The sequence below is a fragment of the Flectobacillus sp. BAB-3569 genome, from assembly GCF_002270355.1.
GTDB classification, from domain to species: domain Bacteria; phylum Bacteroidota; class Bacteroidia; order Cytophagales; family Spirosomataceae; genus Flectobacillus; species Flectobacillus roseus.
In genome coordinates this window covers 37,494-61,938 of record NZ_NJFZ01000007.1, presented here as the reverse complement: position 1 = coordinate 61,938, position 24,445 = coordinate 37,494, and the positions used below count along the sequence as shown (strand labels likewise).

22 protein-coding genes and 3 tRNA genes are annotated in these 24,445 nt (G+C 37.6%); 15 read left to right on the top strand and 10 right to left on the bottom strand.

Going from position 1 to position 24,445, the window contains the following annotated elements; genetic code table 11:
- Positions 1 to 5 precede the first annotated feature (5 nt).
- The 12 genes from BWI92_RS08195 (at position 6) to BWI92_RS08140 (ending at position 9,896) form a co-directional block, all read left to right on the top strand.
- A complete protein-coding gene (locus tag BWI92_RS08195; protein ID WP_095161812.1) occupies positions 6 to 428 on the top strand; it encodes a thiol-disulfide oxidoreductase DCC family protein in 423 nt (140 codons plus the stop codon).
- Between the two features lie 215 nt (positions 429 to 643).
- Positions 644 to 1,522: an ACP S-malonyltransferase gene (gene fabD / locus BWI92_RS08190; protein WP_095161810.1), complete on the top strand. Its 879-nt coding sequence runs from the start codon at positions 644 to 646 to the stop codon at positions 1,520 to 1,522.
- Between the two features lie 160 nt (positions 1,523 to 1,682).
- Positions 1,683 to 1,753: transfer RNA gene (locus BWI92_RS08185), tRNA-Gln, on the top strand.
- 71 nt (positions 1,754 to 1,824) lie between these two features.
- A tRNA-Gln gene (locus BWI92_RS08180) sits at positions 1,825 to 1,895 on the top strand.
- A 73-nt stretch (positions 1,896 to 1,968) separates the two neighbouring features.
- Positions 1,969 to 2,039 (top strand) — tRNA-Gln (locus BWI92_RS08175).
- A 286-nt stretch (positions 2,040 to 2,325) separates the two neighbouring features.
- The gene (gene glmM, locus BWI92_RS08170; protein ID WP_095161808.1) at positions 2,326 to 3,720 is read left to right on the top strand and encodes a phosphoglucosamine mutase; all 1,395 of its coding nucleotides are present in this window, start codon (positions 2,326 to 2,328) and stop codon (positions 3,718 to 3,720) included.
- A 252-nt stretch (positions 3,721 to 3,972) separates the two neighbouring features.
- Positions 3,973 to 5,121 (top strand): cysteine desulfurase family protein, encoded by a 1,149-nt coding sequence (locus BWI92_RS08165; protein WP_095161806.1) that lies wholly within the window; start codon positions 3,973 to 3,975, stop codon positions 5,119 to 5,121.
- 145 nt (positions 5,122 to 5,266) lie between these two features.
- Entirely contained in the window at positions 5,267 to 6,589 is a 1,323-nt protein-coding gene (eat, locus tag BWI92_RS08160) for an ethanolamine permease (protein WP_229362833.1), read from the top strand.
- Between the two features lie 261 nt (positions 6,590 to 6,850).
- Positions 6,851 to 7,939, top strand: a complete 1,089-nt coding sequence (locus BWI92_RS08155) for a hypothetical protein (RefSeq protein ID WP_095161802.1) — start codon at positions 6,851 to 6,853, stop codon at positions 7,937 to 7,939.
- A gap of 9 nt (positions 7,940 to 7,948) precedes the next feature.
- On the top strand, positions 7,949 to 8,359 hold the full coding sequence (locus BWI92_RS08150; protein ID WP_141234721.1) for a hypothetical protein: 411 nt from the start codon (positions 7,949 to 7,951) through the stop codon (positions 8,357 to 8,359).
- The gene (locus BWI92_RS08145; protein WP_141234720.1) at positions 8,356 to 9,345 is read left to right on the top strand and encodes a hypothetical protein; all 990 of its coding nucleotides are present in this window, start codon (positions 8,356 to 8,358) and stop codon (positions 9,343 to 9,345) included. Before BWI92_RS08150 ends, BWI92_RS08145 begins: the two co-directional genes overlap by 4 nt.
- 176 nt (positions 9,346 to 9,521) lie before the next feature.
- On the top strand, positions 9,522 to 9,896 hold the full coding sequence (locus BWI92_RS08140) for a PH domain-containing protein (RefSeq protein ID WP_095161797.1): 375 nt from the start codon (positions 9,522 to 9,524) through the stop codon (positions 9,894 to 9,896).
- Positions 9,897 to 9,985: 89 nt separating this feature from the next.
- Here BWI92_RS08140 and BWI92_RS08135 read toward each other — a convergent pair whose 3' ends face one another.
- The 10 genes from BWI92_RS08135 to dusB all read right to left on the bottom strand — a co-directional run bounded on the left by BWI92_RS08135 (position 9,986) and on the right by dusB (position 21,956).
- Positions 9,986 to 10,915: a carboxypeptidase-like regulatory domain-containing protein gene (locus BWI92_RS08135; RefSeq protein ID WP_095161795.1), complete on the bottom strand. Its 930-nt coding sequence runs from the start codon at positions 10,913 to 10,915 to the stop codon at positions 9,986 to 9,988.
- A 215-nt stretch (positions 10,916 to 11,130) separates the two neighbouring features.
- A complete protein-coding gene (locus BWI92_RS08130) occupies positions 11,131 to 11,844 on the bottom strand; it encodes a GntR family transcriptional regulator (protein WP_095161793.1) in 714 nt (237 codons plus the stop codon).
- A gap of 313 nt (positions 11,845 to 12,157) precedes the next feature.
- Positions 12,158 to 15,748, bottom strand: a complete 3,591-nt coding sequence (locus BWI92_RS08125; RefSeq protein ID WP_095161751.1) for a M1 family aminopeptidase — start codon at positions 15,746 to 15,748, stop codon at positions 12,158 to 12,160.
- A gap of 12 nt (positions 15,749 to 15,760) precedes the next feature.
- Positions 15,761 to 16,633, bottom strand: a complete 873-nt coding sequence (locus BWI92_RS08120; RefSeq protein WP_095161749.1) for an ABC transporter ATP-binding protein — start codon at positions 16,631 to 16,633, stop codon at positions 15,761 to 15,763.
- Positions 16,634 to 16,961: 328 nt separating this feature from the next.
- Positions 16,962 to 17,522, bottom strand: coding sequence for a ribosome recycling factor (gene frr / locus BWI92_RS08115; RefSeq protein WP_095161748.1), 561 nt, complete (start codon positions 17,520 to 17,522; stop codon positions 16,962 to 16,964).
- Between the two features lie 114 nt (positions 17,523 to 17,636).
- A complete protein-coding gene (gene pyrH / locus BWI92_RS08110; RefSeq protein WP_095162017.1) occupies positions 17,637 to 18,347 on the bottom strand; it encodes a UMP kinase in 711 nt (236 codons plus the stop codon).
- Positions 18,348 to 18,706: 359 nt separating this feature from the next.
- Positions 18,707 to 19,204: an acetyl-CoA carboxylase biotin carboxyl carrier protein subunit gene (locus BWI92_RS08105; protein WP_095161746.1), complete on the bottom strand. Its 498-nt coding sequence runs from the start codon at positions 19,202 to 19,204 to the stop codon at positions 18,707 to 18,709.
- Positions 19,205 to 19,225: 21 nt separating this feature from the next.
- The gene (locus BWI92_RS08100; protein WP_095161745.1) at positions 19,226 to 20,113 is read right to left on the bottom strand and encodes a DMT family transporter; all 888 of its coding nucleotides are present in this window, start codon (positions 20,111 to 20,113) and stop codon (positions 19,226 to 19,228) included.
- A 186-nt stretch (positions 20,114 to 20,299) separates the two neighbouring features.
- A complete protein-coding gene (locus BWI92_RS08095; protein WP_095161744.1) occupies positions 20,300 to 20,857 on the bottom strand; it encodes a hypothetical protein in 558 nt (185 codons plus the stop codon).
- A 100-nt stretch (positions 20,858 to 20,957) separates the two neighbouring features.
- Entirely contained in the window at positions 20,958 to 21,956 is a 999-nt protein-coding gene (dusB, locus tag BWI92_RS08090; RefSeq protein ID WP_095161742.1) for a tRNA dihydrouridine synthase DusB, read from the bottom strand.
- A 102-nt stretch (positions 21,957 to 22,058) separates the two neighbouring features.
- Here dusB and BWI92_RS08085 point away from each other — a divergent pair, with 102 nt between their 5' ends.
- The 3 genes from BWI92_RS08085 to BWI92_RS08075 all read left to right on the top strand — a co-directional run bounded on the left by BWI92_RS08085 (position 22,059) and on the right by BWI92_RS08075 (position 24,236).
- Positions 22,059 to 22,991, top strand: coding sequence for a CPBP family intramembrane glutamic endopeptidase (locus tag BWI92_RS08085; RefSeq protein WP_095161741.1), 933 nt, complete (start codon positions 22,059 to 22,061; stop codon positions 22,989 to 22,991).
- 25 nt (positions 22,992 to 23,016) lie between these two features.
- A complete protein-coding gene (locus tag BWI92_RS08080; RefSeq protein ID WP_141234719.1) occupies positions 23,017 to 23,238 on the top strand; it encodes a DUF2007 domain-containing protein in 222 nt (73 codons plus the stop codon).
- Positions 23,239 to 23,399: 161 nt separating this feature from the next.
- Positions 23,400 to 24,236, top strand: a complete 837-nt coding sequence (locus BWI92_RS08075; RefSeq protein WP_095161738.1) for a phosphatidate cytidylyltransferase — start codon at positions 23,400 to 23,402, stop codon at positions 24,234 to 24,236.
- The last annotated feature ends 209 nt before the right edge of the window (positions 24,237 to 24,445 follow it).

Here is a 24,445-nt window from a genome sequence, read left to right as displayed (position 1 = left end):
AAGCTATGAACGAAGACGCTCTAAAACAACATTCTTATGACCTTATCCTGTTTGATGGGGTGTGTAATTTTTGTAATTCCTCAATCAATTTTGTCATTGATCACGATTCACAAAAACGATTCAAATTTGCATCCTTGCAATCAGAGGTGGGACAACAATATTTGGCTCAGTTTTCTCGAAATAAAAAAGATTTTGATTCTGTTTTGTTAGTAAAAAATGGACGAGTATTTGAGAAATCTGATGCTGCACTTCATATAGCGAGGCATTTGGATGGAGTTTGGAAGTGGTTGTATTTTTTGAGATGGGTTCCACGAGTTGTTAGAGATATGATTTATGACTTGGTTGCGAAGAATAGATACCGAATTTTTGGGAAATCAGATGCGTGTCGTTTGCCAAATCCAGAGCTACGTGAAAGGTTTTTGGCCTAGAATTGGGAGATGTAGAACTTGAAGTAGTATTTTTGCGGACTTCTTTGAAAACACCTTCGTTAAGAGGAGCGGTTCAAAGGCAATTATTTGAGAATTAGCTTAAGCCCTTTTTCTCAGACAATTGTGGAGATAATACATAAAACTTGTTTTAATTTATTAAACAGAGTCTTTTGTTTCCACTAGTACTAAATCATATATCATAAAAATTCCTAAGAATGAAAGCATACGTTTTCCCAGGTCAAGGTTCTCAATTTATTGGTATGGGCAAAGACCTTTACGAAAAATCAGAATCAGCAAAGGCATTATTTGAAAAAGCTAACGAAATTTTAGGTTTTAGCATTACTGATGTTATGTTCAATGGAACTGACGAAGAGTTAAAACAAACGAAAGTAACGCAACCTGCTATTTTTCTTCACTCTGTAATTTTAGCCAAAGAAACACCAGATTTCCAGCCTGATATGGTTGCAGGTCACTCGCTAGGCGAATTCTCTGCATTGGTTGCTGCTGGAGCTTTGAGCTTTGAAGATGGCTTGGTATTAGTTTCTAAGCGTGCATTGGCTATGCAAAAAGCGTGTGAAGCTAATCCTTCAACTATGGCAGCCGTTTTGAACTTAGCAGATAATGTAATCGAAGATATTTGTGCTTCAGTTGACGACGTAGTAGTTGCTGCTAATTATAACTGCCCAGGGCAAGTAGTAATTTCGGGAACCAACGAAGGCGTTGCTTTGGCTGGCGAAAAATTAAAAGAAGCAGGTGCAAAGCGTGTATTGCTTCTTCCTGTAGGTGGAGCATTCCACTCACCATTGATGGAACCTGCTCGTGAAGAATTAGCTGCTGCTATCGAAGCTACCAATTTCAACGCGCCAGTTTGTCCAATTTACCAAAACGTAAATGCACAGTCTTCAACGGATGTTGCTACGATCAAAGCGAACTTGATTGCTCAGTTGACGGGTGCTGTCAAATGGACTCAATCTGTGCAAAATATGGTAGCTGATGGCGCAACTAGTTTTGTAGAGTGTGGCCCAGGTAAAGTATTACAAGGCTTAGTGAAAAAAATAGCACCTACTGCTGAAACTAGTGGTGTAGTGTTGTAAAAGAGATACCAGCACACAAAAAAATCATTTTTTTTGTGCTGGTAAGCTTCAAATAGTCAGTGACTTAAAGTGGGTGTTATAAATTTTGTTTATTTTTTTTGAAAAAGGACTTGACAAACAAAATAAAACGCCCTAATTTTGCACCACAATTCAGTTGTACTGACCGATGGTGTAACGGTAACACTACGGTTTTTGGTACCGTCATTCATGGTTCGAATCCATGTCGGTTAACAAAACCTCTCTTTTTAATCCATTTAATTGGAGAGGTTTTATTTTCAAGTCAGCACAACAATGAATTAGATTGACCGATGGTGTAACGGTAACACTACGGTTTTTGGTACCGTCATTCATGGTTCGAATCCATGTCGGTTAACATTAAATTAGGAAATCATTCGTGATTCTTTGTTCAGCTAAAAGCTAACAGTTATTAATTTTAAAGTGTGTATTGACCCATGGTGTAAGGGTAGCACATCAGATTTTGGTTCTGCTAGTCTAGGTTCGAATCCTAGTGGGTTAACAAAAGCCTCTCAAGTTCGCTTGAGAGGCTTTTTCATTTTATAGGATTTCTATCCATTTCATTGAGTAAAATCTGTTGTTTTTGGAACGAGTTTTGTGATAAAATCTGTTCAACAAAATAAGTACGACCGAATACTATCTTTTCTGTAGAATCCGTTTTAACTTGGTTGTATTAAGGCAAAATTTCTTCAAATTATATTAGATTTGCACAGAATTTGCTCATGAATTAATAATTTTCTAACACACTCGACGTGTTTTAATAATCCATTAAACCTCCCATCGCTAACGTGACATTAATTAAATCTATATCAGGAATTAGAGGAACTATCGGAGGAAAGGCAGGGGATGCCCTTACACCCTTAGATGTAGTGAAGTTTACGGCCGCTTATGGTACTTGGCTTAAACGTAAAAACCCTAGCAATAAAAAAATTGTCTTGGGGCGTGATGCACGTTTGTCTGGCGATATGGTATCTAAGTTGGTGGTTGGTACTTTACAAGGACTTGGACTAGATGTCCTAGATTTAGGTCTTTCTACAACTCCGACAGTTGAAGTAGCAGTGCCCGTAGAAAATGCGGCAGGAGGTATTATCCTTACAGCAAGTCATAATCCGATTCAATGGAACGCCTTGAAACTATTGAATGAAGTCGGAGAATTTATTTCAGGAGCTGATGGTGAAGCGCTATTAGCTATCGCAGAGGCTGAAGATTTTGATTTTGTAGATGTGAAAAAATTAGGTTCTTATGCTCAAGATGACACTTGGATTAAGAAACACATCGACATGATTTTGGCTTTACCTTTAGTGGATAAAGAAGCCATCAAAGAACGAAATTTTAAAGTAATTGTAGATGCAGTAAACTCTACAGGTGGTATTGCGGTTCCGATGTTGCTTGAAGCACTCGGTGTAACCCAAATTACAAAATTACATTGTGAGCCTACTGGTAATTTTGCTCACAACCCTGAGCCACTTCCAGAAAACTTAACTGATATTACTAAGGCCATCGAAAAAACGAAATATGACCTTGGTATTGTCGTAGATCCAGACGTTGACCGTTTGTGTTTTTTCTGTGAAGATGCCTCTCCTTTTGGTGAAGAATATACACTTGTTGCAGTGGCTGATTATATTCTCCAGCATACAAAAGGAAATACTGTTTCCAATTTATCATCAACCCGTGCTTTACGTGATGTGACGGAAAAACACGGCAATAAATATTACGCTTCGGCAGTAGGAGAAGTTAATGTTGTAACGTTGATGAAATCTTCGAAGGCTATCATTGGTGGCGAAGGTAACGGCGGTATTATTTATCCAGAGTTACACTATGGACGTGATGCTTTGGTAGGTATTGCGCTATTCTTAACGCATTTGGCTAAATCTGGCAAAAAGATTTCGGTTATGCGTAAAGGATATCCAGAGTATTATATCTCAAAAAACAAAATCGAGCTTACTGCTGATATTAATGTTGATGAGGTACTTGAAGCTGTGAAAAAGAAATATGCTAAAAATCCTATCAATGCAATTGATGGTGTTCGAATAGATTTTGATAAAGAATGGGTACATTTGCGTAAGTCAAATACAGAACCAATCATTCGTATTTACTCAGAGTCAGATTCTATGACGAAGGCTGAAAATTTAGCAAAAAAACTCATCAGCGATATCAAAGAGGTAGTGGCTGCTACGATGTAGTCATTTTGGGGTTCTTTACCGGTATAAATACAAAATGTCAGAAGTAGCCCTTCTGACATTTTGTATTTATACCTTTTCCAAGTAAGCATAGAGAAATGGTAGAGTTTTTAGCGTTATGTAGTGTTTGAAATCCTTCGTACACTCCTAATCCAATATCCGAAATTTTAATAAGCCCTTATTTATCAACAAATATTTTCAACCCTTTTATATGAGTCATTTATTTGACTCACACATTTCCCCAACCAAATTAATATGATACAACAACGTGTTTATTTGGACAATGCCGCTACCACACCGCTCGACAGAGCAGTAATTGAGGCAATGTTACCAATGATGGAAAAAAACTTCGGTAATCCGTCATCGATTCATGCACATGGACGTGAGGTACGTAATGCGATTGAACGTGCGCGTAAAACTGTTGCTGGTCTTTTGAATACTTCTCCTGCAGAGATTTTCTTTACTTCTGGTGGTACAGAAGCTGATAATACAGCGATTGCTTGCTCGATTGAAGAGTATGGTATCAAACATGCCGTAACGTCGTCGCTTGAGCACCATGCCGTGTTGCATACCTTGGAGCATTTACAAAAGATTGGTAAAATTAAGTTGAGCTTAGTCAATGTGGATGAAAAAGGTCACATCGACTTGAATCACCTAGAGGAGTTATTGAAGACAAATCCTAATACATTGGTGTCGTTGATGCATGGCAATAACGAAATTGGTAATTTGTTGGATATGGAGAAGGTAGGGGAGTTGTGTAAAGAGTATGGCGCTACTTTTCATTCTGATACAGTACAAACAATGGGGCACTACAAACATGATTTGCAGAAGCTCAATATCGATTTTATTGTTGGGGCAGGTCATAAATTCCATGGACCTAAAGGGGCTGGTTTTCTATACATTAATGCTGATAAAAAGATTCATCCATTTATTCATGGTGGTTCGCAAGAGCGTAATATGCGTGGAGGTACCGAAAATGTGTATGGTATTATTGGTTTGGCAAAAGCTTTGGAAATTGCCTATAACGATATGGATGCTCACCGCAAGCATATCGAATCAGTAAAATCCTATATGATTGAAAAACTGAAGACATCTTTTGATGATATTCAATTTAATGGTGATTCTGATAATTTGGAAAAAAGCTTGTACACAGTACTTAATGTAAGTTTCCCACCTTCTGAAGAAGCAGATATGTTCTTATTTAATTTGGACATTAACAAGATTTCTGCCTCTGGTGGTAGTGCTTGCACGAGTGGTTCAAATATTGGTTCTCATGTGCTTGGAGGTATTGGTGCTGATCCAAATCGTCCATCGGTGAGATTCTCTTTTTCTAAGTATAATACAATTGAAGAAATTGATTATGTGATTGAAAAATTAAATCAGATTTTGAAAGTAGAAGCATAATTCATCCAGATAAGGTCTTTTTCCGTATCCAAAAGATTAATTCTTTGTAAAACCCTAGAGTTCAGGTTTGAATTCTAGGGTTTTTTTTGTAATTTTTGTTTAATGCCCTTTTTGAAACAACTTGGTATTTTTATAAAATTTATTCATGATGGAAGAAACAACAGTAAGTCAAACCTCGCAACCTACACTTAAAAAAGCAATCAATGCTATTCAACTTTGGAGTATCGCCGTTGGATTGGTTATTTCGGGTGAATACTTTGGCTGGAATTATGGCTGGCAAACTTCAGGAACGATAGGTTTCTTGGTATCAACATTGTTGGTGACCGTCATGTATATCACATTTATATTTTCCTATACCGAGTTGACTACCTCTATTCCTCATGCGGGCGGAGCATTCGCCTATGCACGGCGAGCTATGGGACCTTGGGGCGGATTTATTGCAGGTTATGCCACCTTGGTAGATTTTTTGTTGGCACCTCCTGCCATTGCTTATGCATTAGGCAGTTATACCAATTTCCTTAATCCAGCGATTCCTGTTGTGCCAACGGCATTGGGTATGTATGTCATTTTTATCGCTATCAACTGGTTTGGCATAAAAGAATCTGCTCAGTTTTCATTGATTGTTACCATTCTTTCGGTGCTAGAATTGGTCGTGTTTATGGCAGTGATAACGCCTTATTTCAAATATGAAAATTTTGTTGCCCATAATCCTGAACATATTACTGCCGATGGGATATTTGCTGGTATTCCCTTTGCCTTATGGTTTTTTGTGGCAATTGAAGGAGTCGCTATGGTAGCAGAGGAGGTCAAAAATCCACATAAAACTATTCCAATTGGCTATATTACTAGTATTGTGACTTTGGTTGTATTAGCACTTGGTGTGATGATTTTGAGTGCTGGTGTGGGTGATTGGCGCAGATTGATTAGTCTCGATCACCCTATTCCAGAGGCTTTGTCAATGGCTTTGGGCGAAAAAAATGCTTTGTCCAAAATCTTTGCTAGTCTTGGCTTATTTGGCTTAATCGCCTCTTTTCACTGCAATACAATTAGTTATTCTCGCCAGATTTATGCGCTTGCTCGTGAAGGGTATTTGCCTGAATTTTTATCTGCTGTCAATAAGAAATACCAAACCCCGCACTGGGCGCTCATCGCTGGCGGTTTGATTGGCTTTTTGGCGATTTTTACAGGGACTACCGACAAGATTATCATCATGTCAGGACTTGGGGCGGTGGTAATGTATGCTGTAAGTATGGTTAGCTTGCTGGTATTACGTATGCGTGAACCTGCGCTCGAAAAACCTTTTAAAGCTCCTTTATATCCTTGGTTTCCGATTATAGCTTTGGTGCTTTCGGTGGTATGTATGATTGCCATCATTTACTACAATCCTGAAATTACTTTACTATTTGTTGGTATCTTTTTGTTACTACTTCCAATTTTTCTTTGGCAGAAAAAAAGAAAGAAATGGTAGTGTTTAATTTGAAGATATGATGATTTCAAGATTTGAAAATGAGGTTTAATTTGAAAATTTAGTATTTGGTTGATTTGAAGATTTGATAGTTTGAAAATATGGCTTTGGGTTAAATGAGTGGTGAGCTATATGATACTTATTCTTATCAATAAACTATTCGCAGATGAGCATCTTATCGCTCCGCTCTTCCTATTTTGTTGGGTAAAAAGGTTTTTTTTTATCATATTCGAATTGTTTTGATTTTTATAGAAAGTGTGAAGTATGTCGATTTTTGATAAAATAAAGAATGTTTTTGTAAAACAACATAAAGAGGAGATAGTAGAGCAAAGTGAGCAAATTGCTGAAGTACAGTCTTTTGAAGCTTCTCCTGTAGTGGAGGTAATCCCTGTTGCGTCGTCAGAAAAAATAAAAGTATCATCAATTAACCAACCTGACTGGTTGATTAATGAGGATATTCTGCGTGATGAAGGGGTGATTTTTGGACTTTCTGGCTCAAACCCTGAAGAAAAAATTTCAATTATTCGAAGTTATTTTCATCAACAAACTGCCGATACCGAAAAGCTGATTGAACACCGTGAGGAGAAAATCGGAGAATTGAATTACTGGATCAATGAAAAAGAAGGTCTGGTAAAAGAATTAGAGCGTAAAATAGAGCTTCTCAAAGAAAAAGAATTCACCGAGCAACATCATTTACCTAGAACCATCACAGGACTTTCGTTGGCGATTGGAATTGCTGTGGGCAATTATTTTTTGATAGAAGAAGCACTTCGTGGACACTTTGAACAAAATAAATTGATTGCTTTGGGCGTATTTATGGCAGGGATGTTCAATTTGTTTGGTCGAATCTCATTTTTACACGACGATGCCCGACAAAGTAATTGGCGTAAAATCCTTGAGGAAATTGGTATGCCTTTGGCTTCTGCATTTTTTGTATTTGCTCAAATTTATGCCTCTCAACCCGCATTGAATGCTTGGGCGTTGTTTGCTTTTATCTTTTTCTTATTTATGTTTTCGGGTAAACTTCTGTTGGGTAATTTGGCAGTGCTGAAAGATGATTTGACTATTTTCCAAAAACGAAATCAATTACAACAAGATAAGGTAAAAAAAGTAGCTGAATGGGAAAAAGAGATTGAACTTCATAAAGTTGAAATCAAGGAATATCGTGCCGAGAAACAATCGATTTTACCTGAACTGAGCCGATATATCGCAGAGCGTACCCGTCTGAATGCGCATAGAGATATGCTTATCAAAGTTTTTGAAAGTGAATATCACTTGGCTTTAAATTATCGAAGTCGTATCTCTCAGAAAGATATACAGTCGATGCTAGGAGAGGAGGAAGAGGAATTTTAATAGGGAAAAATGATGGAAGAAAATAAATCTCATGCCGAAAAATATGATTTCCAACATGGTTATACCAGTGGATTGGAATCGGTAGATAAAAATAATTATGAAGGATATTTATCAAGTCAAGTCAATTTTGAATGGCTTGATAAACAGCTTCAGGAACAAAAACAAGAGTTAAATAAGCTTGAGGAAAAAATTGCTCATGCAAAGTCAGCTTACAAATCAGCTTTTGATGCGCTTCAGGATAGAGTATTGAAAGTGGGTTTGGCAGGTAAAAACAAAGAACGCCTAGAGTCGGCGCTTTTTGAAATAGATGAAAAAAGCACCAACTCGAAAAGCGCCGTCTCACCGCTGCTCATAAATATTCACTTTTTGCGGGTATTATTTACTTTATCGCGGGTGTTTCTTTCGTCGCTGGCGATTTGATTATCTCTCACGAGATTGTGGCCTATGCGCTTAATATTCACAATACGGTAGAGGCTTGGTCTTTTGCGGTTGGTTTAGCTATGGTTTCTATTTTACTCAAACCTGCTTACGAACGCTTGATTGAATCGCCGTATTCAGATGGGGAAAGTGCAAAAGCTAAAAAGACTTATGCATGGTTTAAAGGTGTAACGGTGGTTTTTGCCGTGGTGACTCTCTTTGTGTTGGGTTGGTTTAGATATGAAGCTTACAAAACCGATAAAATGAAAGAGGGTATTAATAAGGCAATAAAAAATCTTAATAATCAAGTTTTTGACCCGCTCAATCCAACTGCCCCACCACCGCCTGCGGTTCAGGCGCAGATAGAGGCGAAAATGCGTAGCTTTGACGCCCTTAATCAGGACTTGGTGAATAGTCCTTGGGCTTTAGCTTCATTTGTTTTGTCAGGCGTATTATTTGCTTTAGCAGGTGCGATCTGTTTGGGAATTGCCTTTCCTGTGTTGCAGTGTTATTGGTATCGTTGGCTACAAATCGACCCACAACTTAAGCGTCTGAATAAACAACGAAATAGTCTTCTCCCTCAAATCAAGGCAGAAGATGAAGCGCTGGCTGAGCATTTAATTCAGAAAAATATTCTCGAAAATGATTTACAACTCGTAGATGATTTTCAAGCCTTGGAAAAAGAGAGAGCTAATCTTTTACAAGAAATTAAAGAAATTTACGAAGGAATGAGACTATCGGAGACTGATGCTCGAATTGCTTCATACAACGATGGTTTTGGAAAAGGCTCGATGGTGCGCGATGCGATTAATGATGAAGAATTGTCGCAATTTGTTCGAGAAAGCTATTTTACTACCTCGAATCTCGCGAGTAAAGCGAAGTCTTCGTCACCAGAAAAGGCATTGTTTAGTCGTAAACCACAATTACGCCCGCATCAACAATTACGTAAATTGATTTCAGAGGATTTTGATTCATCGGAGGAATTGTGAGAGGTGAATGATGAATTGTGAGTGATGAATTGTGAATTGTAGGTGTAAGTTGCTGGTAATCATAGCATTGTTTTTTGTAAGTGAAAATAATATAATCATTAATACATTTTTATCTAATTCCTACGGCATAAAGCCTAGAGCCTCAATATTTATTCACTCTAAAAACTAAGAAAATTATGGGATTATTTGATGCATTGATGGGAAACGCCTCGGAGGTTTCCTCGCATAAAGTTGCTGAAGAGTTTGCACCAATTTTGATTCAAGGTGAAGAAGTTGTAAAGTCTTTTCGATTGATTCGAGATATGTTTGTATTTACCAACAAAAGATTGATTTTGGTAGATAAACAAGGTTTGACAGGTTCGAAAGTAGACTTTCATACCATTCCATACAAAAGCATTAACCATTTTTCGAAAAGAAGTAATGGTTTGCTAGATTTGGATGCAGAGCTAATTATTTGGGTAAAAGGAAGCGATGCGCCACTCATTAAAGAATTTAGAAAAGGCGAAAATATCAACGATGTTTATAAGGTTTTATCTACTTATGTTTTGTAAGAGATAGCTTTATACTTCGATAGATTAAGAAAGGATAAATATGCGCTTACTTTTAGGGGGCGACTTTAGTCGCACCCTAAAAGTAAAATCTATTCAAAAGCTGTAACGGTAACTCCGAATTTATACATAAGACCTTTTTGAAATACAGACCCATCGGTGATACAGACCCACTTCCATTTGCCGCTGTGAAAAGTCCAGTAATAACTTTTGCCTGAATCTTTTTCAGAATCTATCCTTGTGTTAGGAATATAGGGACAATTCGATTTCTCTTGTGATATATTATTTTTGTCCAATCGCCACTCCGAATGACAAAATATTTCAAGTCCCACAAATACGCCTTCCTTTGAAAATGGGATTTGATATTTACTAATATCTATTTCTAGGTTATTTGAAAATCTAGTGAAATTTATCATCAGATTTTCAGTTAGTAGATCTGTTGAAGGAAGACCTGTAATGGGATCAACTTTCTGGACTCTAATTCGAGCTTTCGGTCTCTCAGTAAAGTTCCTAAAACCATCAATATCATACTGTACATTTTTTAAGAAACCATCGATTCCCTCGTTATTGGGTATATGCACCACGTACATTTCTAACTTTGATATGCCACCTGGTCTCCATTTTGAATGTCCATGTGGTTTGGTATGGTAATAGCCTAATTCTACATCATATCCTTTCTTGGCCTTTTTTGCTTTAAAGGTTATTTCACCCAACTCGATGTTGAGTTCTTCTAGAAAAATGAGATTAGTAGTATCTTTTTTGAAGTTTTTAGAAGAAAGTATTTTTGTTTTATAACCTACACAAGACACCGCCACCGAGTCATTTTGTTTCTGAATAGACCAATAAAAGAGCCCTTCTTCATCGGTGTGAATACCTACATTGGTGTTTGGATTATAGACATTGGCAAAAGAAATACCAAGGTTGGTTTTAGAATCAACGACTTTCCCTTTTATAACTTGTGCATGAATAGGATAACTTAAAAGGGTCAGTGTAATAAGGAGTAAATGAAGTTTTGAAAACATGGAGTTAGTATAACAGGTAAAACATAGAAACTAAAATAATTACTAAGAACAGGTATTTTGATTTTATAAATGTGATTTCTGATTTCGGAAATAAAGGGAAATTCCTCTATTTTTTACAAAAAATAAAAGATTACACTTCCGAAATCCAACATCCGATATCCGAAATAGACAGCAAAGTTCTAATCCTCAATTCTTAACTCTGCACTTACAATTGCTTACACTATCAAACTACTCAACGAATACTGTTGTGTATTGCAAAAAGAAACGCTGTAGAAATAATATCCCATGCGATTGGTGGTGTATCGGCGCCATACATATACGAGTGGGCTACCCACACTGACTTTCAAGAATTGTGCTTCTTGCGCTTTTGCCAATACACAGGATACTTCTTGCTCGACACCTGAGGCTTCTACGTGATAATTCACACGCAATGATTCCATAATAGAATCATTGACAAAGGGTGTCATGATAAAACCAGGAAGGTTGATATTGGGCAAATAATAGTACTCAAACATCACGGGTGTAGTTTGCGAATGGTGTAGATTCATCGCAACGATACAGCCTGCTTGTCGTTCTGCTTCTGAGATAGGAAAGAAAAAAGCGGGATCCCATGCCTGAATGGACGGTCTACCGATGATTTTAGATTGTAGAGCTACTTCTTCGTTGGTATTGAGTTGCTTGGGGTCTCTAAAAGCCAATAATCCCACCGTTTTGCGTCGAAGATTCACAAAACTTCCTTTTCCCTTTTGCTTGCGGATATAGCCATCCTTCACAAGCTCGTTGAGGGCTTGTCGAACAGTCATACGAGTGATTTGATGCAAATCGGCTAACTGATTTTCGGATGGCAATAAATCATCTTGCTGATAAATACCCGAAATAATCTGATGTCGAAGGCTCTCGTATAGTTGTCGATATTGTGGAATTTGCATACGCTTTGAGGAATTAGGGTGCAAAAATACAATTCTTCAGCAAGACTTCTGCACTCTTCAGAAAAGGTTTCTCTAATTTGATGATATTGTGTTTTGTAATGTGTTGATAGATAGGTTTTTGTAAAAATGTTTATGATAAAAATTAGTATTCAATAGTTGATTACTGGACAAAATGGGCGTTCCTAGTTCAAGACTTTGTCTTGGACTTAGTCCTTTAACCAGTTTTAAACTGGTTAAAGGACTGAGCAGTCTAAATCCGCTTACCAAACTTACCCGTTTTGTCCAGTAATAAAACTACAGACTAATCATCTCTTTATTCTATCGAAACCTTTTTGACATTATCGATGATATGCTTATCAATTAGCTTATGAATAGGGTCTATACCAGCCTTGAGAGGCTCTTCTTTGACTGTAAGTTTGAGCGTTTGCTCCTTTTTATTGAAACGATGTTTTTTCAGGTATATTAATTTATCATTTCCTGCTGCATCTTTTCCATAAACGCCCACATCAATCCAGTCATTCATGCTAATTACTTTCTGATTTCCAGACTTATCTGCACGGCTTTTTTCTGTAGAGATTTTTAAAGTAATCTCGTAAGTGTTATTCTTGAGCTTTTTAGCTGTGGCAATGTCTGTTTTATTTTCGTATAAAGTGATTGTTTCAAAAAGGTCAGTAATCAGATATTTCAAGGAATCTGGTGTTGCCTTTTTGAGATACGATAATAAATCTAAGGTTGTTGGATAGCGCTTTTTGGGATTATCTGGGCCCGCATATTTCCAGTCTTTGGCATATTCCGACAAGGCTTGATTTACCTTCTCTTCACCGATATAATCTTGTAAAGCATACAAGCACACAGAGCCTTTATTATAATGGATATATTGCTGATTTTCACATAAATACAAAGGTTGTTCCTTCTTGCGCTCGGTGGCACGACCGTAAAGGTATTCGTCCAAATTATATTTCATGAACTTTTGCATTACCTCGGTTGATACGTGATTTTTGAGTACCATCAAGGCTGAGTATTCCGACAAAGATTCTGAAAGCATACCATTACCTTTTACATTGGCTTCGATTACCTGATGCCCCCACCATTGATGTCCCAGTTCGTGAGCGGTTACATAAAACGGAATATCTGGGTCGTCTTTTTGAATATCCATCACAAATCCCATACTTTCAGAAAACGGAACCGTATTGGCAAAAGACTGCGCAAAGGATGCATATCTCGGAAACTCCATGATGCGCATTTGTTTGTATTGAAATGGACTGAAGTTTTTTGAATAATATCCCAATGCCTTTTTCATACCATTCATGATTCTATCCAGATTTCTATCGTGTCCTTTGTGATAATAAATCTCCAGATTGATACCATTCCATTTTTCGCGTTTTACCTCATACCTTGCCGAAACTATCGAGTAGAAATTGGCCATAGGTTGATCCATGCTATAACTAAAATAGCGACGGTTGTTAGCATTCCAAGATTTTTGGAGGTAACCTGGCGCAATGGCAATTTGGTCAGATTCTGTACCAATCGTCATCGCAAATCTAATTAAATCAGCATCATCACCGAAAAGATTACTTGATAGCCCATGTGGGTCATTCTGATTGGGTAAGCGGTCTTCCTTGGGTTTTAGACCGTTATCTTCTCGGTCGTCCTTATCGCTGAGTTCGGCATCTTCAATGTATCCAAGCTGAGGGAAATAGGAGCTATTGTTGAAAAAAGTACCATTATAAACAATATTCGTACCCGTAACACTTGATAAAAAACTTTTGGCACCAACAGCCAATTTAAAGTCCATCTTAACAGAATCTTGTGGGGCAAGGGCTTTTTGTAAGTGATAAATCGTGAACTGAAAATCTTTCCATTCTTTTTGTTTCGTAAAAGGTTGGTTGAATGTCAGTTTTTCAACATTTACGTCGGCTGTAAACGAAATATAGATATCCTGAATAGGTTTTTGGGTTTTATTCTTCAAATAGTAAAAACCTTCAGTTTCCATTTTTCTTTTCGAAGGATATAATTCTACTTTGAGGTTGGACTCTACGATTTTGGGCTGTGGCGCATTCTCATATTTTTTTAAGGTTTTCTCAAAATCCGCTCGTAGTTTTTTCTCATTCTTTGAAGAACGATAGGTTTCCAAGAAATTTGTATTGTAGAAAATATACCCACCAGCGCCTACCAAAACTATCGTGGTAAGAATTGCAACCATAAGCAAAGGCCTACTAAAACGATGATTGCTAGCGGCCATACGAGTTGCGAGCAATTCGTCGGCACCTCGTACTGAGAGAATCGTTGCACCAATAAATAGAATCATAACAAAGGCAAGCCAGTAAGAACTCATCCATGAAAATGGTGTCACAAAATGCCCGTAAATATTCATATCAGAGTATTGCCCCAAACTTTGTCCTCCAAATTGTAAAAGAGGATGTTCGACTCCCATCAGAGAAAGTACTGCCGTAAGGACCAGAAAACCAACTGAGATAGCAATACCCAAAAATTTATCATTGACTATTACCTGAATAAAAAAGAAGAAAAGTAAAAATTCAATAATGGTGACAAGGGTAGAAGAAAACAATGTTCCGAAATAAACGGATAACTGAAAATCGTAGTAACCTTGTACTGCCTGTGCCAGTACACTCAGCCCAATAAAAAAGACAAAAAGCGTACAGAATACCAACACTAGCGATAAAAATTTGCTAAATATCCCGATAAAATCAGGGATGGGCATCGAATCAAAAATCAGGTTGAATTTGACAGTACGCTCTTTCCATACCAGCTCGCCAGCATAAGTAACCGCAATAGCCAAATAGAAAAACTCTAGAATACCTAAAGCTCCAAGCATATTGGCAGTGGTAGGTAGGGTACCAACACCAAACCAACTCTGGGTATTACCGACTGTTGCAATGAACAAAGCAAAGCCCGAAATGATGATAGTCAAAAATGGGACTTCCTTAAAAATTGTTCTGTAATAAAAGGTTGTCAAGCTCCCAAACTGACGTAAATAGGTATTGTTATTAAGTAATTGTTGAACTTGTGGAATAACAACATTTTCTGGTTTGATGCGTACTTCTTCCTGCTTCTTGGACTTTTTAGGTTTAAAGAGCGAACTCTTTACCACATTGAAACTAAAACTCCAGTAAGTAATAGCTAAAATAATCAGCCCTAAGCCTGTAACAATGAGTCGATTGTAAAGGAATGTCCCCGAAAGTGGAATCATCCACATATTGCGTTCGGCAGGTGACCAATAGCGAATGGTGGTATTGAGACTTGTAATCCCAAAAGGGTCGATATAACTAGCTAATTCACGGTTGTCTATTTTAAAGAGTAATTGTTGGGCAATATTATATACCACAAACAAAATAATCCCCTGTGTGTAAATCATCACAGATTTGCGAGTGAGTGCTCCTGCTGCAAAAAATAATGCCCCTGTGAAAAGTAAATTAGGTATTACTAAGACAAAAAATGGCTGAATAAAATGCAGCAAATTAAAGGGAAGTAAATTTTCAGCTTTGCGGTTTGGTAAAAAATCTCCGATAGCCAAACCTATCCAAAAACCAGAAAAAATAAAGAGTAATACTAAAAATGAGCCAATAAAACGCCCCATCAGATAGTCAAACTTTTTGATGGGGTTGCTAAACATCAATGCCTCGGTATTGTACTCAAAATCTCTTAAAACTGCTACGCCCATGACTGCGGAGGTAATCATGCAGAAAAAATAGGAGACAATTCCTTGTAAAAAAGCGATGATAAAGGGAGCATTTTCTTTGATTTGCTCACTTCGGGTTACAATGTCTTTTAGCTCTGTAGTAACAAACAAAATAGCAGTCACAAAGAGTAATAAAAAGTATATCCAAGTCGCAGGTCTTCGCTTACGATAGTTAATTTCGAATCTAATAAATTCTAAAAGCATAGTTTGAATGAGTTAGGCGTTGGCAAATATTTTCCCGAAATACACATCCTCCAAATCTGGATTTACCGCTACAAAACCAGCTTCTGGCTGAGTATCTGCCAGCACATTGATAACAGGAGTACCAGCAATCAAACGATCAGAAATTACTGTAAAATGCTCTTTATAAGTATTTAGCTCAGCTTTTGTAATGCGTTTTTGCCATACTTTGCCCTCCAATTGTGCCATGGCATCAAAGGGATTTCCTTTATATAAAACTTGTCCGCGGTTGATAATCGCCATATCAGAACATAATTCTTTGACATCCTCAACAATGTGGGTTGATAAAATGACAATGGTATTTTCGCCTAATTCAGATAATAAATTCAAAAAACGGTTGCGTTCGGCAGGGTCTAGTCCAGCCGTTGGTTCGTCTACAATAATAAGTTTAGGGCTTGCAATAAGGGCTTGAGCTATACCGAAACGCTGTTTCATCCCTCCTGAATAGCCTCCTAGATTTTTTGTGCGGGCTTCCCAAAGGTTGGTTTTTTGTAAGAGGGATTCTACTAATTCTTTACGTTCGGACTTGTTGGTGATACCTTTCAATACCGCAAGATGGTCGAGTAAAGTGAGAGCGTCGATTTTGGGATAAACACCAAATTCCTGAGGTAAGTATCCCAGAGTTTTACGCACCTCATCTTTTTGGGTAAGAACATTAATGTCTCCCAACATGATACTGCCAGCATCGGCTTCTTGTAAGGTAGCAATGGTACGCATCAGTGAGGACTTGCCTGCGCCGTTTGGTCCAAGCAAACCAAACATACCCTGATTGATGGTTAGATTAACATTATTGATGGCATGTACACCATTCGAGTAGGTTTTGTTGAGATCGGTAATTGTTAATTGCATGAGGTCAAAAGGTTTTTTGAAAAAGAATTGAGGTAATATAGCAAAAAAGTGTAGAAAAGAAATAGAGAAAAGGATAAAGTATCCAAATAGTCATATAGGTTACAGAAGAACCTTGAGAGTATGGTTAAAATCGAAGATTTCAAAGATTGAATAGTACGTACAAACTAGGTTGAGTTCCAAAGAAACGGCATATAAAAAACCTCCTGTTTTTTATATGCCTAGACATACAAAATAACAAGGAGGTTTTAGTGTTCGAACATTCTAATGATGTGCAAACGGTCTTATAATCACGGATAGGATACCTTGAAAAAGTTTCAAAACATCACTATTATACCGACATAATATCTTTTTCTTTTTCTACAAAAACAGCTTCCACTTTAGTGATATAGTTGTCTGTCAGCTTTTGTACACGTTCTTCACCAGCTTTGATAGCATCCTCAGAGACCCCATCATTTTTCAATTTACGGATAGAATCGTTCGCGTCTTGACGAACTTTTCTTACGTTAACTTTAGCTGTTTCGATTTCAGTTTTTGCCTTTTTTACCAATTCTTTACGTCTTTCCTCTGTCATTGGTGGCAAGTTTAAGCGAATTACCTCACCATCGTTCATTGGTGATAGACCAATATTTGAGTTACGGATAGCCTTTTCAATTTCTGCAATCATTTTTTTCTCAAAAGGCTTCACTACGATTGTACGAGCGTCAGGCGTTGCAATTGAGGCAGCACCCGTTAGCGGTGTCATCATACCATAGTATTCCACCTGAATCCCGTCGAGCATAGCGGGAGTTGCCTTTCCTGCACGAATCTTGGCTAGCTCAATAGTTAGGTGCTTCATAGCGCCATCCATTGTTTCTTTGGCAGCATCAAGATAAAATTCTATTTCTTCCATTTGTTGTAATGAGTGGGTTGTGAAATTCAAATAGTTCGCTAGAGACTTTCAAAAAAAATCGGACAGCCCCAAGGTAAAACTACTTTGGACTATCCGATGTTTGAAGGTTATTTGTTAGCTAATAAAAGTTCCTACATCTTCACCTTGAACAAGCCTAGTAAGGTTGTCTGGTTTGTTCATATCGAATACGATAATAGGGAGTTTATTTTCTTGGCAAAGCGTAAACGCTGTTGCGTCCATAATTTTTAGACCTTTACCTAAAGCCTCAGCAAATGAAAGCTGTGAATAACGTGTAGCTGTAGGGTCTTTTTCTGGATCAGCAGTATATACACCATCTACACGTGTTCCTTTGAGTACAACATCAGCTTCGATTTCGATAGCACGAAGTGCTGCCGCAGAGTCAGTTGTAAAATAAGGGTTACCAGTTCCGGCACTGAGAATAATAATTCTTCCTTTTTCTAGGTGACGAATAGCACGACGACGAATCATAGGTTCGCAAACAGCCTCGATTTTGACAGCAGTCATCAAACGGGTAAACATGCCATGCTTCTCCAAAGAAGCCTGAATAGCCATACCGTTGATTACTGTAGCCAACATACCCATATAATCACCTTGTACACGGTCGATACCAACTTTGGCAGCACTTGCGCCACGGAAGATATTACCGCCACCGATTACAATGGCAACTTCGACACCTAAATCGTGTATTTTCTTGATTTCTTGGGCATATTGCTCCAAAATTGAAGGTTCGAGAACTTCGCCATCTGAACTGAGGGCTTCACCTGAGAGCTTAAGAAGAATTCTTTTGTACTTGGGTTTGTCCATGAGAATTTTTTTTTCGGTCGCAAAGATAAACAAAGTTTTTTAGTTTGGAATAGCCCCGATTTGAAGTTAAATGATTTTTATCTTTATTCCTGCACCATATAAGTAACAGGAAAGCTTAAATGAAGCGTATATCTCTGGTTCACTTGGATAGTATCCCTATGATTATGAATGCAATCCAATAACTGATATACTAATAACAAATAACTTTTTCATTTATGGACCATAATCTGATAGCTTAGCGATTTGCGAACTCGCATGCACACAAAAATAGCCCAATTACACAAAATATGTAATTGGGCTATTGAGTATTTATCAAAAGTGTTAGTAAATGGTTGAATCTAGGTTTTTTACGGATGATTTTATTCAAATTCAATCATTACTTGATTTTTCTCAACATTTTCGCGTGCAGCTACTTTGATGGCTTTTACCTTACCATCGCCAGTAGCTTTTAGTACATTTTCCATTTTCATGGCTTCCAAAATCAATAAAGTATCACCTTTTTTGACAGCATCCCCAACCAAAACTTTAACATCAACAACCAAGCCTGGCATTGGTGCTTTGAGGTCATTTACTTTTGAAGAAGCGGCGTTGCTCATACCCAATTGATCAAGCAAAATATCAAAACGGTCTTTTACGCCAACCGTATAAACCGAGTTATTAATTTTTAAGACAAAACTCTTACTAGCGTAATCTGCTTCGATTACCTCGGCATTGAACGAACGGTTTTTGTACAAAATACTGAAATTTCCGTCCTGTGTTTTGGCAAAATCCCAGCCAAAAGGTTCTCCGTTGAGGAGGGTTTCTGTGGCATTTTGTTGAATATCGTAAGTCTTATTATTTACACTTGCTTTTAACATGGCTCCTTTAATTTTGTTTTGTTACGAACTTTTATTGACCAAATATACACCAACTAAAATAATTGACATACCTAAATAGTGCTCAATAAGTATAGCTTCGTGGTCGAGTGCGCCCCATATCATCGCAACAATTGGAATGAGATAGGTAACTGAACTCGCCAAAACGGCTGAAGTCATCTGAATCAGTCTATTAAACAACACCATTGCAATGGCAGAACCCATTACCCCAAGCAAGACTCCATAACCCAAAGCTGGCAATGCACCTTCCATAGAGAGCCTTTCTACAAAGTCTGAACTGAATAAAACTACACCCGATACTGGTCCAATGGTCATAAAAATGCAACTCGTAATTACCAAAGAGTCAAGACCGATATTGGTAAGATATTTTTTGGTAAACTGTAGGTTGATGCCATACAAAAGAGTTGCCAGAATAACCAATAACGCATACAGGTTGATGGAGATTTTTTCTTTTCCTGCCAAAACCAACATTAAAGCACCCACAAAGCCAAGAAGAATACCGTAGAATTGTCGTTTGCTAATACGATTTTTGAAAAATAATCCACCAATCACCAAGGTAAAAAGAGGTGTTGTTGAGTTCAAAGCTCCCGAAATAGCGCTATCTAGTTTTGTCCCTGCCAAAGAGAAAAGAAAAGCAGGAAAGAGATTTCCTAAACATCCTACAATCAGAAATTTATACCAATCCTTGAAGGGGATTTTTTTGAGATTATACAAAAAAATAGGGACAAAAAAGCAAAATGCTGCGAAGATGCGAAGTGAACCTACTTGTGACGCTTGGAATACATGAAGACTTTTTTTGACAAGTATAAAAGAGCTTCCCCAAACTAAGGCTAATAATATTAATAAAAACCAAGCAATGGCAGAAGTAGATTTGGTAGTAGTGTTGCTCATAAGAAATAATGTTGAATGAAGCTTTGACCGTACATCGTACAGCAAAACAATTAGCAATAACAAGTTAATGCTTTTTTAACAACTAAAAATTGAATTAGAGTTTCCGAAATTTGAAAAAGAAAGAAATACAAGGAAAGAAATCAACAATATAGAAGCTGCGAGTACCTAAAAGTAAGTGCGATTAAATTAGAATCTAGGGCAATCTGTGCCTTTGCGAGTGCGGGAGGGAAGTTTTATACCGCTTTTAAAACAACTCGTAATACCCATTTGAAAGATTGTTCCACTATTATGCGAAGAAGAAGATGTGCCAATTTCGAAGTGAACTCCCACAAATGAACGTACCATCACTCTGATACCCAAAAGAATACCAACAGTTGGCGCAAATTGTTTTTGATAATAATCGCCACCTAACATGGCTCCAAAATAGGGATCAATATTGGCCTCATCAGAATTGGTTAGTTCTCCAAAATGCTGGTAGCCTCTGAAACTAAGTTGCTTAAAATCGGTAAATTCTGAGGTAAATTGAACATACTGAACACCTAATCCATAGTATGGACTTTTGGTTATACGTTTTTCGAGTCCGATACTAAAGAGTTGCGGACTATTTTCGAGAATGCGAGTAGATTTATCCTTGTTTAGATCGGAGCCATGGGCAAAGTAAAGATAAATCGGGTGTAGTTTTTGTGCCTCAATTATATGGCTCAGCCCTATAAGAATAAGGGTTGATAGTATTAGCCTTTTCACAGCTTAAAATTTCTACTTAGGATGGATTCTGGGTTACAGAGCGTATGAGCCTTGAGTTCATACGCACTAAAGTAACAATGTAGTCAAAAACTATACCGAATTACTCAGCAACAAGCTCTCCTTGATTATAAAATGCTTGTACATTGGCTAATATTTCTAAGATTTCGTCATAACTAAAGGCAGTTACAAGACGCATTCTAAATTCTTTGAAATGTGGTATTCCCTTAAAGTAATTAGCATAATGACGGCGCATCTCAACAATACCGACATGGTTGCCTTTCCAGCGGATACTGAAATCAAGGTGGTGTTTACAGACATCTATGCGGTCTTGAATAGTTGGTGGCGCTAGATGCTCGCCTGTTTTTAAGAAATGCTTGACTTCGTTGAAGATCCAAGGATACCCAATAGAGGCACGGCCTATCATGATGCCGTCGACACCGTAACGATTTTTATATGCTAAGGCTTTTTCTGGAGAATCAATATCACCATTTCCGAAAATAGGAATCTTGATACGAGGATTCTCCTTGATTTTTCCAATCAAAGTCCAATCTGCCTCGCCTTTGTACATTTGTACACGTGTACGTCCATGAATCGTCAAGGCTTCGATACCAATGTCCTGAAGTCTTTCTGCTACATCTTCGATATTTTTGGTTGATTCGTCCCAGCCCAAACGTGTTTTTACAGTGACAGGTAGATGGGTAGATTCGACCACAGCTTTTGTCATGGCTACCATTTTCGGAATATCTTGTAACAAGGCAGCGCCAGCACCTTTACAGGCTACTTGTTTTACAGGACATCCGTAATTAATGTCAATCAAATCGGGACCTGCTTTGGTCGCAATTTCACCACAAGCTCTCATGGTTTCAATATCCGAGCCAAAAAGTTGAATCCCAATTGGTCGTTCGTACTCAAAAATGTCCAATTTTTGTACTGACTTTGCAGCATCACGAATCAAGCCCTCCGAGGAAATAAATTCAGTGTACATTAGGTCGGCTCCGTTGGCTTTGCAAACCGCTCTGAAGGGAGGGTCGGATACGTCTTCCATCGGGGCAAGCAAAAGTGGAAACTCGCCTAAATCTATATTTCTTATCTTTGCCATATTCAATTCTTGTCTGTATGTGCTAGGTTTTGGTAAATTCCTATAACAAACAGTCTTTTAGAATTATCAAACTCACAATTTTGCTGTAAATTTACAACCAATATGGCACAATTTGATACTTTTTCGTCACAAACTGACAGACCCCTTTTCGCTAAAGTTTTGATTTTGTTTGGATTAACCCTTGTTTTTCTGGCGGTTGGTTCGGCAATTGGGCTAGCTGTTTTCTCCAATATGACTGGTGTGCCGATGGCGCAATTCGCTACTTTTCAGGCAAATCCAGATCGTTATCCAGATGCATGGTATGCTATGATGCTCCTACAAGCACTTAGTACGCCTATTCCATTCATTCTTTCTGCCTTGGTTTTTTGGAAATACGTCGAAAATAAGGAAATCAATCAGTGGAGCCTTCGCCAGCCTACGGCGTTGGTCTGGGTTTTGGTGCTCATATTAGTTATAGGTTTTATGCCATTCGACTCGTTGTTTATAGAGTGGAATAAGTCAATTCAGTTGCCTAGTGCTCTGAAAGGATTAGAGCAGTGGATGCAGGAAAGCGAGGAGGCTGCCAAGAAAATTACTTTGTATTTTACTGACTTTAAGTCGTTTCCTCAGTTTGTAGTAGCCCTTGTGGTAGTGGCAGGAACGGCCGCTATTAGTGAAGAGTTACTGTTTAGAGGAGTTTTACAAAATATCTTATTGAAAAAGTGGAATAACCCTCATTTGGCTATTTGGGTAGCTGCATTTTGGTTTAGTTTTATCCATTTTCAGTTTTACGGATTAATCCCTCGCATGCTACTTGGTGCTATGTTCGGATATTTGTACTATTGGTCAGGAAGTTTGAGCTTGCCTATTTGGGCACATTTTGTGAACAACGGTTTTACAATTCTAATGAGCTATTTGTATAGAATTGGTGTTTTGGAAGTAAATATAGTAGAAACAGATTCTGTACCTTTGACGATAGCCTTGCCTTCGGCCTTGTTATCGGTGGTAATTTTTAGAAAAATTTATCAAGATACCGCTTTGAAAATTGAACAGTGAGTCTATAAATCAGAAATTTGAAATAATGAACGATTGGCAGAAGATATATGTGTCTGATAGTCCTTTTAAAACAGATTTGGCAAAAGCCTATTTAGTCGAGGAACATCAGATAGAAGCAGTTGTGATTAACAAAAGAGATAGTTCGTATCTATTGGGTGTATGTGAACTGTATGTGCCAGCTAGTCGTGCTACCTTGGCGAGGTTTTTATTAGAAAATGAAGGCGGTTTTCAGGATTCGCTGCAATAAAAGGTTTAATTCATATAATTATTTGAGTATTCATGCAAAATTAAATTGGAGAAAAAAGGTGTTTGTAATCAACAAACTACATTCATAATTCATCACTCACAATTCAGCACTAATACTTAAAGGCTATTCTAAATGAAATTTTTAAATTTATTAAAAAAAGGATGAAGGAAAAATTACAGGGTATGTCCAATCTTCAGCAACGTGTGATTGCTGCGGTTATTGCAATTCCATTTTTATTGTTTTGTATCATTTATAGCGACTGGACGTTCTATGTCTTATTTGCTTTGATTTCGGTATTGGCACAATTAGAATTTTATAAATTGCTTGGTTTGGATGGCAACGAGCCATTAACGTATTATGGTACTTTTTGTGGGTTTATTTTGGTCACAGTTACGTTTTTGATAGAGAAAGGTATTATTCCTTACGAAGATTATTATGTGTTGTCTCCCCTTATGGCTTTGATATTTTTTATAAAGCTTTACAAGTCAGAAGATGAAAAACCATTTAAGAATATAGCTTATACATTTTTAGGGGTAATTTATGTGGCTTTGCCGTTTGCTCTGATTATCATTTTGGCATTCTTAACACCCGATTTCAGATTTAGCTGGCAACGTCCTTTAGGCTGTTTGTTCTTGCTTTGGGCCAGTGATACAGGGGCGTATTTTGCAGGTACAAAATTTGGTAAAACAAAATTGTTCGAAAGAGTTTCACCTAAAAAATCATGGGAGGGAAGTATCGGTGGTTTTGTTGCCGCTATGTTGGTTTCCTTTGTTCTAACTCAATATTTCGATGATTTAGAGGATTGGCAATGGTATGTATGCGGTGCTATTATTGTGGTGGCTGGTACGTATGGCGACTTGGTAGAATCGCTTTTCAAAAGAAGTATTAAAATCAAAGATTCAGCTTCAACCATTCCAGGTCATGGAGGATTTTTGGATAGATTTGACGGTTTGTTATTGTCAGTACCATTTATCATTACCTTTTTGAAAATGTTTTAATTGCTAAAAACAATATAAAAAGCGCCAATGTTCTTCTTTATGAAACATTGGCGCTTTTGCTTTTATAGGGGTGAGTCATAATGATTTCTTGGTATTTGTGATAAAAGAGGATTTATGTAAAAGATTGAATCCTATTGAGATTAGATTGAACTTAGATCTGAAAAAGACGCTTTACTTTTGTCACTTAATCTGTTATTTTAGTGTTATCA

Bases quoted from the DNA above. Each gene is read 5' to 3' on its own strand.
- BWI92_RS08195 (WP_095161812.1), top strand. From the start codon at position 6: ATGAACGAAGACGCTCTAAAACAACATTCTTATGACCTTATCCTGTTT.
- fabD (WP_095161810.1), top strand. From the start codon at position 644: ATGAAAGCATACGTTTTCCCAGGTCAAGGTTCTCAATTTATTGGTATG.
- BWI92_RS08165 (WP_095161806.1), top strand. From the start codon at position 3,973: ATGATACAACAACGTGTTTATTTGGACAATGCCGCTACCACACCGCTC.
- eat (WP_229362833.1), top strand. From the start codon at position 5,267: ATGATGGAAGAAACAACAGTAAGTCAAACCTCGCAACCTACACTTAAA.
- BWI92_RS08155 (WP_095161802.1), top strand. From the start codon at position 6,851: ATGTCGATTTTTGATAAAATAAAGAATGTTTTTGTAAAACAACATAAA.
- BWI92_RS08150 (WP_141234721.1), top strand. From the start codon at position 7,949: ATGATGGAAGAAAATAAATCTCATGCCGAAAAATATGATTTCCAACAT.
- BWI92_RS08140 (WP_095161797.1), top strand. From the start codon at position 9,522: ATGGGATTATTTGATGCATTGATGGGAAACGCCTCGGAGGTTTCCTCG.
- BWI92_RS08135 (WP_095161795.1), bottom strand. From the start codon at position 10,915: ATGTTTTCAAAACTTCATTTACTCCTTATTACACTGACCCTTTTAAGT.
- BWI92_RS08130 (WP_095161793.1), bottom strand. From the start codon at position 11,844: ATGCAAATTCCACAATATCGACAACTATACGAGAGCCTTCGACATCAG.
- BWI92_RS08125 (WP_095161751.1), bottom strand. From the start codon at position 15,748: ATGCTTTTAGAATTTATTAGATTCGAAATTAACTATCGTAAGCGAAGA.
- BWI92_RS08120 (WP_095161749.1), bottom strand. From the start codon at position 16,633: ATGCAATTAACAATTACCGATCTCAACAAAACCTACTCGAATGGTGTA.
- frr (WP_095161748.1), bottom strand. From the start codon at position 17,522: ATGGAAGAAATAGAATTTTATCTTGATGCTGCCAAAGAAACAATGGAT.
- pyrH (WP_095162017.1), bottom strand. From the start codon at position 18,347: ATGGACAAACCCAAGTACAAAAGAATTCTTCTTAAGCTCTCAGGTGAA.
- BWI92_RS08105 (WP_095161746.1), bottom strand. From the start codon at position 19,204: ATGTTAAAAGCAAGTGTAAATAATAAGACTTACGATATTCAACAAAAT.
- BWI92_RS08100 (WP_095161745.1), bottom strand. From the start codon at position 20,113: ATGAGCAACACTACTACCAAATCTACTTCTGCCATTGCTTGGTTTTTA.
- dusB (WP_095161742.1), bottom strand. From the start codon at position 21,956: ATGGCAAAGATAAGAAATATAGATTTAGGCGAGTTTCCACTTTTGCTT.
- BWI92_RS08085 (WP_095161741.1), top strand. From the start codon at position 22,059: ATGGCACAATTTGATACTTTTTCGTCACAAACTGACAGACCCCTTTTC.
- BWI92_RS08080 (WP_141234719.1), top strand. From the start codon at position 23,017: ATGAACGATTGGCAGAAGATATATGTGTCTGATAGTCCTTTTAAAACA.
- BWI92_RS08075 (WP_095161738.1), top strand. From the start codon at position 23,400: ATGAAGGAAAAATTACAGGGTATGTCCAATCTTCAGCAACGTGTGATT.